The organism is Chitinophaga ginsengisoli (assembly GCF_003014595.1).
In the GTDB taxonomy this organism is placed as follows: domain Bacteria; phylum Bacteroidota; class Bacteroidia; order Chitinophagales; family Chitinophagaceae; genus Chitinophaga; species Chitinophaga ginsengisoli.
Window position 1 is genome coordinate 140,727 of the sequence record NZ_PYGK01000019.1, and the last position, 10,483, is coordinate 151,209.

The window sequence follows — 10,483 nt, forward strand, 5'->3', positions numbered from 1 at the left end:
ATAAGGCTGCCGGTTATTTTATCAGGACAACACTGCCCTGCTGCTGTATGGCCTGCTGTGTATTATCCAGGTAAGTGATCGTCCATAAATAAGTACCCGGAGGCAAAGGTTGCCCTTTCAAATCGCCCCTCCATCCGTCATTCACATCTGTATTTACGTATATCAATTGTCCCCAGCGATTATAAACAGACATCCTGAAATCGCTGATCCTGTCAAACACCTTTACCCGGAATACATCATTCACACCATCGCCATCCGGACTGAATGCATTCGGCACAAAGACTGCACATTTATTGGCCGCCACTGACACATCAACGTTACCGGAAATATCACAGTCCTGCGCATCCGTAATATGATATGCATAACTGCCCCCACTCAGATTCCGGAAGATGCTATCTGATTGCGAAACAAGACCTGCAATACTGTAAATGTACGGCGGTACTCCGCCTGTTGCTGCAAGTGTCAACACTGCGTCGTTGGTAACGGCACAACTCATTCCCTGCAGGGAACTGCCCAGAAAAGTAAACAACGGCGGGTCTGTTATTAAGAGGTCATAAAGGGTATCCAGACAGCCTTTGGCATCTTTGATGATAATGTCATACTTGCCCGCATACAAGTTATCAAATTCTGGTGATAATTTGGCTTGTGTGTCCCCGTTCAGAAAATATTCATAAGGACCTATACCACCAGTGGTATTGAGCTGAATCTTATTCCGGTTTTGCCCCGTACAACCGGCAAGGGTAACGGCTGCATGGCCGTCAAATTCAGTTTCGGGCACCGTAATAGTATCCTGTACAGTTATTCCATTACCTGCATGTATGGTTACAATATAATCCCCGGAGGGAAGTTTATCTCTTTCATTGCTGGTACTGCCGTTATCCTTCCATTCGTAGGTAAACGGTGGATAGGTCCCCTCTACCGAAAGCCTGACGGAGCCGGTGCTCACACCTTTGCAACTGGGTATGATGTCATAGGATATCTTAGGCACCTCCCTGAGCGTATCTGAAAGATTGTCAATCGCCAATGCTATTCCATAGGCGTTGTCGCAGGCCACACGCACATCTCCTCCGAATACGATGTAACTGTATTCACCATGAGGCGTAAATTCTGCGGTGAACCGTTGCCACTCCGTATTATAGAAAGCGCCTGACTGCCATAGCAATTCCAGTGTATCCGTCAATGTTGTTGCGCCGTAGATAGCCAGTGCACCGTAGCAGGTGGCAGAATCATATCCCCTGGCGAAATAGAGGTCAAATGAAATCCTGTAAGTTTTGTCTGGCAGCAAATCAGTATTTAGTTTCTGGGCAATTGCTTCCAGCCAGTGTGGTCCACCTCTGAAAGCGGAATAGGTATTTCCGTTAGAGGCCGGTTTATACACGCCCGTTACTCCCGGCTGAATATCAGGCGTTGAAGAAACAACCAGCCATTGGCCAGGCGCCCGATACTGAGAAGGCACCCCTTCCAGTGAAGGATTGCGAATGCCTATGTCCTGCGCCATAAGGTTGGCTGGCATCATCAAAACACTTATAATGGAGTATAGAAAAAGTAACCTGCACAGTGTTACCAGCCGGTCATACCCAGCTTTTAAATTCATAGGATATTGTGTTTCAATTACTATTACAGTCAGATATAAAAGGGTTGGGAAATTCCCTGCATTCTCACACCAATCAACGGTTTACAAAGGTACTTTTAATTGATATTTCTTCATAATATCTTATCATGATCATAAGCGTTTATGCAGATTTTCTTTTACTGTAGCGAACCACTCCTCTTTCAATATGCTTAAAATGATAGTGCTTCTCCTGGTGCCATCCGGATTGGCGGCACAGCTCCGCATGATCCCTTCTACAGTACAACCGATGCTCTTCATAGCAGCTATACTCCTCTCATTAGTATGAGCAGCCCTGAATTCCACACGTTCCATATCCATCCGTTCAAAAGCAAATTGCAACAGCAGGTACTTACAGTGTTTGTTCAATCCTGTACCCTGGAAATCTTTACCGTACCAGGTATACCCCAATTGTAACATGCTATGTGCCAGCTGGATATCATAAAAGCGCGTGCTGCCGGCATACTTCTGCGTCTGTTTATCAAAGACGATAAAAGGATATTCTTTTCCTGCATTGCGGCCATCTACAGCTGCGCGGATGTATTCCCGCATAATACCGGGGCTGTTAGGCGGTATAACTGCATAACGCCAGATATTAGGTTCTTCCTGTGTAAAGGGTATGAGGTGTTCATCATCAGCTAATGTGAGAGGGCGGAGTAATACCCGCTCATCTTCTAACCGGATGTTATCTGAAAAATTGAATGGTGTCATGGTGGGTGCTTTTCAAATGTATAGTTGCAAATATAGCCAAACAAAAAGGGTATCTCATGTAATAACGAGATACCCTCTTTGCTATTGAAATACTTTCGTTTATGCTTTTTTAGGCCTGTTCTGTTTCCACAATACAAAGATGCTACCTGCAATTGTTAACCACAGCAGGATGTTTGCAATATATACCAGCTTCTGACCGGTATAATAGGAAGCAGGTTCAAATTTGAACTCGATAGTATGCTGACCGGCTGGTACTGCAATACCGCGCAGAATGTAGTTTACATTTGCATACCCTGTTTCCTTGCCGTCGATATAGGCATTCCATCCTTCCGGATAATACACTTCACTCAATACGGCAAACTGGTTACTCTTTGCATTTGTTGCATATTTGATAGCATCGTTATCATAGCTTACCAGTTTGATAGTAGCAGCAGAGTCAAAAACAGGCTGGCTGGTAATTGCTTTGAATGCGTTGTCTATGATCACTGTATCTTTTGGATTCAGGTGATCCAGGGCTTTAATGGCTTCAATCGGACCATTTACATAATGGATATTTTTAACGAACCAGGCAGCCCCTAATGCGTCAGGATTACGCTGTACTACCGGCATCGGCTGTTGCTGGTCCTGTGAACGGGTGATCACATAACGCGTATCCAGCATATTCAGCACGCCCATATTCAGACCTCCACCTGCTTTTGCAAACTGGTTTTCGATGATATCCTGGTACATACGCAGTTTGGCAGCATGGTAACCACCCACTGAACGGTGATAGTAAGAGGTGATGGCATCATTGAAAGGATCGCCTGTAGACAGATTTAATACCCTGTAATGCGGATCGGTATCCTGGAGGATCTGCTGATCAGCAGGTGTAGGGGCAAAGTTACCTGCCTGATAGCTGGATTCATCCTGGTAGCTTTCGCTGTTGAGATATTTTTTAGCTACAACCAACAGGTCTATTGTATTCACGAATATGAATGCAGAAAGGATCACCACTGGCTTTGCGATATTCTTCATATAGCAATACAATCCGATAATGACCAGTATCCATATCCACAGGATGTGTCCGATACCTGCGGCAAACATGGCCTTTCTGTCAGCAATCATACCTTGCAGAATGCTGTTGGCCACGGTGGAGTTGGCCTGTTGTGTAAAGCCATCCAGGATCTGGGTATCGTAGCTGCCTCTGTAATCGTTGAATACATATACCAGACCTGCCAACACGATCACACCACCACTGACATACAGGATCTGCTTAAAGTTCTTTTGCAGGAACTCCTTTGCATCAGCAGCAAAGAATACCCTGTCCAGCGTTAATACGGCCATCAGTGGCAGTAGTAACTGAGGGATGATCAGCGCCATGGAAGGGGCTCTGAACTTATTAAACAGCGGCACATGGTTAAATAATATCCTGTTAAACCCGGCGAAATAACTACCCCAGGCAATGAAGATCATCAAAACTGTAGCAGCCAATATCCACCAGCGGGTCACCATATCCACCTTGCCACTGCCATTTCCGACGAGCACCACCAGGCCGATGATGGCGAGGAAGCAGACCAATGCACCACTGTAGGGAGGGCCGGCGGTAAACGGAGCAATACCACCCCAGTATTTAGGTAAGGTAGCTGCTACCTGGCTGGCCTGTGCTTCGGGAACATTCTGTTGTGCAAGTGCTGCAACAACTTTTGAATCAGGGTTCAGGTGCTCTCCGGAACCACTACCAAAAGCGTTCGGCATCATCAAAACAAATGCCTCACTCATACCCAGGCTATAGGAGAATGCATAGCTCTCGTCCAGTCCTTCGGTTTTTGTCTGTGTCAGTTTGCCATCTTCTGAGAGGTCTACTGTCTTACCACCACGCATGGTATATTTTGAATACTCGTAGGTGGTCAGCAAGCTCTGGGAAGTATTGGCCACTCCAATCAGTCCGCCGATAAGGGCGAGCCCTAATGCGATAAGCATATGCTTATATTCTTTCTGCATTATCCACATCACGATATAGCCAAGGGTCATAATACCGAGAGTGATCAACAGATAAAAGGTTACCTGCGGATGGCCTGCTCCTATTTCCAGTGTGGCAAACAATGCTGCCACAGCCAGCCCGAGTATATATTTCTTTCTGTAGATCAGTACCAGTCCGGCTAGTAATCCTGGCATATAGGCGATAGCCATCATTTTAGTCTCGTGGCCCACCGAAATAATGATAGGGTCATAGGTTGCGTAGGCAAAACCCAGACTACCCAATACGGCGGCCAATACATTCACACCATAGGCCATTCCCAGGATGTAGAAACATAAACAGGCCACAAAAAAGTAGCTGGCCGGTTTAGGCAGGTAAAACTGCAGCATACGACCAAAATCAGGCAGGAGGGATTTGGTGTCCATCGTCACCTGGTAATTGGGCATACCGCTGAACAGGTGGGTATTCCACAGGGGAAAATGACCATGCGTCGCCTTATAGTTAAAAGCATCCTGCGCCATCCCTTTCCAGTGTACAATATCGGTCTGTTGTAAGACCTTGCCTTCCAGCGCCGGGCTGCAATAAACCATCGCAACTATCAAAAAGACAGCAATTGCAATCACATGCGGGATGATCTTCTTCCAGGAAAAACTGTTCATAGATCTTGTTGTTATTTTCTATACTGTTACTGATGGATACTAACAGCCTCTAAATCAGCCGACTGGTATCCAATTATCTTATTGGTAAATCTTTATACTATTATTTAAAATAATAATGGGAGGCAATTTATGCTTAAATGTTAATCTTTCAAAGTGTTATAAAATAAGATATAATTAAAATGTTGGAGAAAAGAGGGGAAAAGAGGGGTAATAGCGGATGGAGAGTAGTCTCACTATCTCTCAATACTCTGCCTGCGGATACGGCTTAATGTCTCAGGGGAAATACCCAGGTAAGAAGCAATCATTTGCTGTGGGAAACGTTGTATAAGTTCAGGGTCTGTGTTCGCCAGCTCTTCATAACGTTCTCTGGCGGTGTAAGCAATACTGCTGTGCAGACGGCGTTGTGTGGTGATATGGTAACGCTGGTCCATGATCCGCACCATTGTAACAACGGCAGGTACAGTGTCCAGTAGGCGCTGGAAATCTTCGTTGGTGATGAGTAAAAGATCCGTGTCCTCCCATGCATCAATATTATAACGACTGGGCGTCAACATAAAAAAACTTTCACGGTCGCCGACCCAACACTCTTCCAGACTCAGATTGATAACATATTCTGTTCCTTTGCTATCAACACTATACTGTCGCATCGCCCCCTTGAGTATAAAGCCAAAAAATTTGCAGACATCTCCCTCCTGCAAAAGATATTGCTTTCGCCTTAGCCTTTTAAATGTAAATGCTTTCATGACTATCTCGAACTCCGCATCGGTTAAAGTAGTTGAAGCATAGGTATTAATATAAGACCGCAAAACCTCACTCATCCTTTAAAGGTAGGAATTTTCCCAAAAGCTGCTATGACGTTATTGCCTCTCCGTATGAACATGAATAATCGCCTAACACTGTTCATTATTTGAAACTATCTGCTGACAAGCATTTCAGCGTGGCACCGTATTATCACGGAAAAAAGTATTACGTATTTATACGCAGGAAAATTTACATCAACAAATAGGATCATGAAAATATTCATACAGCTGAGACTCCTTATCTATACCGTTTTAGCACAGATTAACAGGTTGTGCTGATAAGTGTTATCACGCCTAGATATACCGCGTCGATATCTTGTTTGTCAGCGTATCTGTAGTATTAGTGTTGTAGTGGTTGACTGTTATCACACTTACTTTCTAATGCGCGATAGGATCTTTGTCTGTCAATGCTTCTATAAAAGCAATCAGCGCCTTCTTCTCCTTTGGTGTGAGCTGAAGCGGCACAGCAGATAATGTTTGATTTGTCATGGACAGTCCGATGCCATTCCCACCACCTTTATCATAAAAATCAATCACCTGTTCCATATTCCTGAAAGCGCCATTATGCATGTAAGGTGCTGTTACTGCAGCATTACGTATGGTGGGCGTTTTGAAAGCACCTTTGTAAAAATCTATCGGGAAGAATGCGAGGCGACCACTATCTCCATCTGGCAGTGGATGGGCAAGATCATCATTGGCCGGTGTGCCTAATACTTCAAATTCTGTTCTGTTATAGAGTGGTGGTATCAGACCATTGAATAAGGGAGCAAAGTGACAGGTAGCACACTGCCCCTTTCCCATGAAGAGGTTCCCTCCCTCCCGTTGCTCACCAGTTAATGCCTGCTTATTGCCCGCCATATAACGATCAAAGGGTGAATTGAAAGGCGTCAGGGTACGCAGATAAGCAGCCAGCCCAGCCTGTATCTTTGAGAGGGAAATGCCGCTGTAACCCGGCATATTGCGCAACCTGTACAGCACAGTGTCATCATTAGCATTCATCTCCTGCGGACTATGCATCACCGCTTTTACCTGCTCTTCCAGGCTTTGCACCCTACCGTCCCAGAACTGCGAATACTGGTAGCCGGCGTATAATAGTCCGGGGGTATGCCGTGGTAACTCCTCTTTCCCCGTAAGGCTCCTATTTCGTACCAGGCCATCCGTAAAATAACGCTCCGGCTGATGACAGGTGGCGCAGCTGCGGGTAGTATTTCCCGACAGTGCTCTTTCAAAGAATAAGCGTCTGCCGAGTGCAGTATCACCTGTTATGCCATTATGTGGAAAAACATCTTTTTTCAGTGTTGAAGGACTAAAAAGATCATGGTCACTGTTCAGTAACAAACGCTGTAAAGGCAGAGCGTTGTTTACAAGAAAAGAGAGCCGGTCAAATGAGTCAAAATCCGGCTGGGTAGTCAGCATGCGGATACCCTGTTGCAGATAATATTTAATGCTGTCTTTTTTATCCAGATCGGGGTAAGGCGTCAGGATAGTATCAATAGCTTTCATAGCGGCCGCAGCCTCTGCTATACCACTTTTTAACAGCGGTGCATCATATCCTGTAATGTACAGCGTCATGATCCTGATCAGCTCCTGGCGGATACTTTCCATTACCTGCGGTTCGGTAACAGAAAATTGATACAATAACGCATGCAGGTCCTGCGCCGTCTGTACCAGCACGGTGGCCTCTGCTGCCAGTTCCCGCTGATGCTTGTAAACCTGTGGATCGTACAACAGCGCTTCTATCTGTTGCATACCTACAGGCTCTTCATATTCGATATAAGGCTCTTCTATTTCATATTTGGCAGGTGCGTTAAAAACATACGCTTCGCTTGCAAAGAAATATTCGAGAAAGAAGGCGATAGATTTGTAACTGATCCTGCATTCCCGCAGGGCCTGTCTGGCAGCCGATAAAGCTATACTGTCGCCGGGATGTAACTGTTCAATACGTTGCTGAAGCTGTAATGTCTTCTTTGCAAAAACAGGTTGCTGTCGCTTAAAATACGCGACTACTCCATCTGACAAAGAAGCATGGCGTTCCCCCTGGGATGTAAATATCACTGCTATCAACAGCAATACACAAAGACCGGGGAACGCCATTCTCCAATGCATCTATTTTATTTTGTAGTAATGATCGTAAATGTATCTTTCAGACAACTTTCGTTATCCTGCACGGTATATTCTTTTTTACCTGAGCGGGCTACTACCGTGATACTTTTAGTTTGCTGGCCTTTTTCACTCCACTTGTAATTACCAGTAAAAGAGGCTGTCAGCGTTATTTTGCTCTTAGCTTTAACATGTAACACGGTGTGTTTATTGACTTCCTTCATCACTGTAAAATGATCTCTGATCACACCATCCGCGCAGATCCATTTCAGATCAAGGCGATTGCCCTGTACTTCGAGCATAGTAGCGCCACCGTCCGTTGCATTTGCATACTGCATGGCATCGTGCGGATAACCAGGCTGTGTGCCGCCCAGCTTACCTGCTGAACCACTCAACACATAGACAGTTCCCTGGTTGGAACTATCTTTTACATAGGGACAGGAGTTTTCACTACCATCATACAGTCCGGAAGACTGACTCAGGTTATGTTGCGCAGCGCTGTAAGTAGCCTCCATACCATAGTGACCTTTCATCAGACGGGTACGCTCGTAGTCGTGGCTATGACCGCATAACACCATGTCTACACCATAACGTTCCAGTATACGGATAAAATTCTCACGGATATGTACCAGCTCCATTTCGTTGTCGGAGTTGTGGGAGCCCATCGTATAAGGCGGATGGTGCCAGTAAGCTATTACCCACTGTTTGTTCTTATTCGCTTCCAGGTCACGTTTTACCCACTGTACCTGCGGACCGGTCGTATCATACAGACGATATTGCTGATCTTCCTTTCCGTAGGAATCAAGTGACAAGAAATGGATATTGCCTATATCAAAGGAATAGAATGCCTGTGTATGGGAGGGTACACCACCGGATTCCCCCTGTGTGGGCATAGAAAAGTTCTGATAGTAGGCTGTCTGGTGTGTACGCTGTGCCTGCGCAACTGCACCCGGGAAGTCCCTGTCGTTATAATCGTGGTTACCCGGAGCCGGGAACATAGGATATTGTTTTAACAGGTCATCCTTATATACATTAAAGAATTTGGCCTGGAACTCAGCATCTGTACCGCTGTTGTAGGCATTGTCACCCAACAGTATCCAGGCATCCATATAGTTTCCATCCAGGTACTTCAGGACAGACTGTTTTACATTACGCTGATTAACAGAATTATTTCCACAATCGCCAAATACACCAATACGGTACATTCCTTCTTTACCCTGTTCCGGCAGCGTATAAAAGTAATTGGCACTGTCTCCCTGCAACATAGTAGTGAAATCGGCTATTTTATAGTAATAACGGGTATGTGGCTGCAATCCTTCCAGTCGTACAATATGCTCTGTCGTCAGGGTAGAATCGTTGACAGTATGATCGGTATTTTCTTTAGTCTCCCCATACTGTACCCTGCTCCTGGTGGCGGTATTGGTACGCCAGCGTATAGTCATACTATGAGCTGATCCGGACTGCAGATATGGTCCGCGGATCAGCGATACGGTTGGTTCTTCCTCAGACTGTGCTGCGGCTGTCAGGCTGCCTGTCATTAAAATGCCCACCAGCAGGCAGGATCGTATTATACCCATCTCCTTAAATTTTCTGCGAGGTAGTCAATTTAAAATATTATCGTACTACCAGTGACATGAAATTATTGTTAAATAAAAATGACTGCATACATGTAGCATTAATGGCACATATACTGCAGTCAGCCTTATTTGATGTAAAGATAAAAACTAGAGTTTCAGTTTCAAACCCATTGTTTGTTTCATAGTCAGCAGGGCTTCGGCATTTCCCCTTGCATCATCTACCGGATGATGGGTATGTGCTGACCGGCGCAGGTGCTTAAAGGTTTTGAACATATCTTTCTCCATTCCCTTATATACGCTTCCCAGGTTCTGAGAGCTGAACCCGAAAGGATTTTCACCCAGGAAATGATGGAAATACCAGCAAACGAACATCCAGTCAAAACCATTATTGTCACTGATGAAAATAGGTCTGTCTGTACATACGTCGCCAATCCACTGTCTGAAATCAGCCATCACTTTACGGGGATCACCGAATGTAAGGGTTTCCGCCCTGGAATGCCCGGATACGGCCAGTGCCTCCGGAACAAATTTGTCTGATATTGGCTTTAATCTGCCATAGAACGTTTTATCGAGGGCGTTGTCCACCTTAATGGCGCCCAATGAGATCATTGAATAATCTCCGGGAATAGGCCCATCGCTTTCCACATCAACCATTATATAGGCCATGTCAAATTGTTTTTTTGGTAATAAATTTAGTTTTAAACAGGAGTACTGCCTGTCGTGTTTTCCAGTCCTGCAAGGAGCCTGCTGATACTGTTGTCTTAGCCGGGATACGGGGGTATAAGGATCTTAGGTGCTTTGCGCTGAAATACGTTGTTTATAAACGGGGGCAAAGATATAGATAATTTTATTTAATATCAAATCCACGTGACGGCATTACGCTTTCCGGGGGTTACACCATTCCGTCCCCCCGGGGTTACACCATTCCGTTTCCCCGGGGTTGCACCATTCCGTTTCCCCGGGGTTGCACCCCGCGCTACAAGTGAGTAGGAGGCATGAGATTATTTCGCATGCCGTCCCCTCCAGCCACCGTACGTACGGGTCCGTATACGGCGGCACATCAAAATAGT

General features: G+C 45.4%; 7 protein-coding genes. All 7 read right to left on the minus strand.

Features of this window, described 5'->3' with window-relative positions; all coding sequences use genetic code 11:
• Nucleotides 1-13: 13 nt before the first annotated feature.
• The 7 genes from CLV42_RS30210 to CLV42_RS30240 all read right to left on the minus strand — a co-directional run bounded on the left by CLV42_RS30210 (nucleotide 14) and on the right by CLV42_RS30240 (nucleotide 10,079).
• Nucleotides 14-1,594, minus strand: a complete 1,581-nt coding sequence (locus CLV42_RS30210) for a T9SS type B sorting domain-containing protein (protein ID WP_106605673.1) — start codon at nucleotides 1,592-1,594, stop codon at nucleotides 14-16.
• Nucleotides 1,595-1,723: 129 nt separating this feature from the next.
• The gene (locus CLV42_RS30215; RefSeq protein ID WP_106605674.1) at nucleotides 1,724-2,320 is read right to left on the minus strand and encodes a GNAT family N-acetyltransferase; all 597 of its coding nucleotides are present in this window, start codon (nucleotides 2,318-2,320) and stop codon (nucleotides 1,724-1,726) included.
• Nucleotides 2,321-2,419: 99 nt separating this feature from the next.
• Nucleotides 2,420-4,936, minus strand: coding sequence for a YfhO family protein (locus CLV42_RS30220; protein WP_106605675.1), 2,517 nt, complete (start codon nucleotides 4,934-4,936; stop codon nucleotides 2,420-2,422).
• A gap of 233 nt (nucleotides 4,937-5,169) precedes the next feature.
• On the minus strand, nucleotides 5,170-5,754 hold the full coding sequence (locus tag CLV42_RS30225; protein WP_106605676.1) for a Crp/Fnr family transcriptional regulator: 585 nt from the start codon (nucleotides 5,752-5,754) through the stop codon (nucleotides 5,170-5,172).
• A 360-nt stretch (nucleotides 5,755-6,114) separates the two neighbouring features.
• Nucleotides 6,115-7,842 (minus strand): cytochrome-c peroxidase, encoded by a 1,728-nt coding sequence (locus tag CLV42_RS30230; protein WP_211303554.1) that lies wholly within the window; start codon nucleotides 7,840-7,842, stop codon nucleotides 6,115-6,117.
• Between the two features lie 5 nt (nucleotides 7,843-7,847).
• A complete protein-coding gene (locus CLV42_RS30235; protein ID WP_106605677.1) occupies nucleotides 7,848-9,413 on the minus strand; it encodes a purple acid phosphatase family protein in 1,566 nt (521 codons plus the stop codon).
• A gap of 147 nt (nucleotides 9,414-9,560) precedes the next feature.
• On the minus strand, nucleotides 9,561-10,079 hold the full coding sequence (locus CLV42_RS30240; RefSeq protein ID WP_106605678.1) for an exonuclease domain-containing protein: 519 nt from the start codon (nucleotides 10,077-10,079) through the stop codon (nucleotides 9,561-9,563).
• Between the last annotated feature and the right edge of the window lie 404 nt (nucleotides 10,080-10,483).

What these genes read in the sequence shown, in the direction of transcription:
- CLV42_RS30225 (WP_106605676.1), bottom strand. Translation starts at nt 5,754, where the DNA reads ATGAGTGAGGTTTTGCGGTCTTATATTAATACCTATGCTTCAACTACT.
- CLV42_RS30240 (WP_106605678.1), bottom strand. Translation starts at nt 10,079, where the DNA reads ATGGCCTATATAATGGTTGATGTGGAAAGCGATGGGCCTATTCCCGGA.
- CLV42_RS30220 (WP_106605675.1), bottom strand. Translation starts at nt 4,936, where the DNA reads ATGAACAGTTTTTCCTGGAAGAAGATCATCCCGCATGTGATTGCAATT.
- CLV42_RS30230 (WP_211303554.1), bottom strand. Translation starts at nt 7,842, where the DNA reads ATGCATTGGAGAATGGCGTTCCCCGGTCTTTGTGTATTGCTGTTGATA.
- CLV42_RS30210 (WP_106605673.1), bottom strand. Translation starts at nt 1,594, where the DNA reads ATGAATTTAAAAGCTGGGTATGACCGGCTGGTAACACTGTGCAGGTTA.
- CLV42_RS30215 (WP_106605674.1), bottom strand. Translation starts at nt 2,320, where the DNA reads ATGACACCATTCAATTTTTCAGATAACATCCGGTTAGAAGATGAGCGG.
- CLV42_RS30235 (WP_106605677.1), bottom strand. Translation starts at nt 9,413, where the DNA reads ATGGGTATAATACGATCCTGCCTGCTGGTGGGCATTTTAATGACAGGC.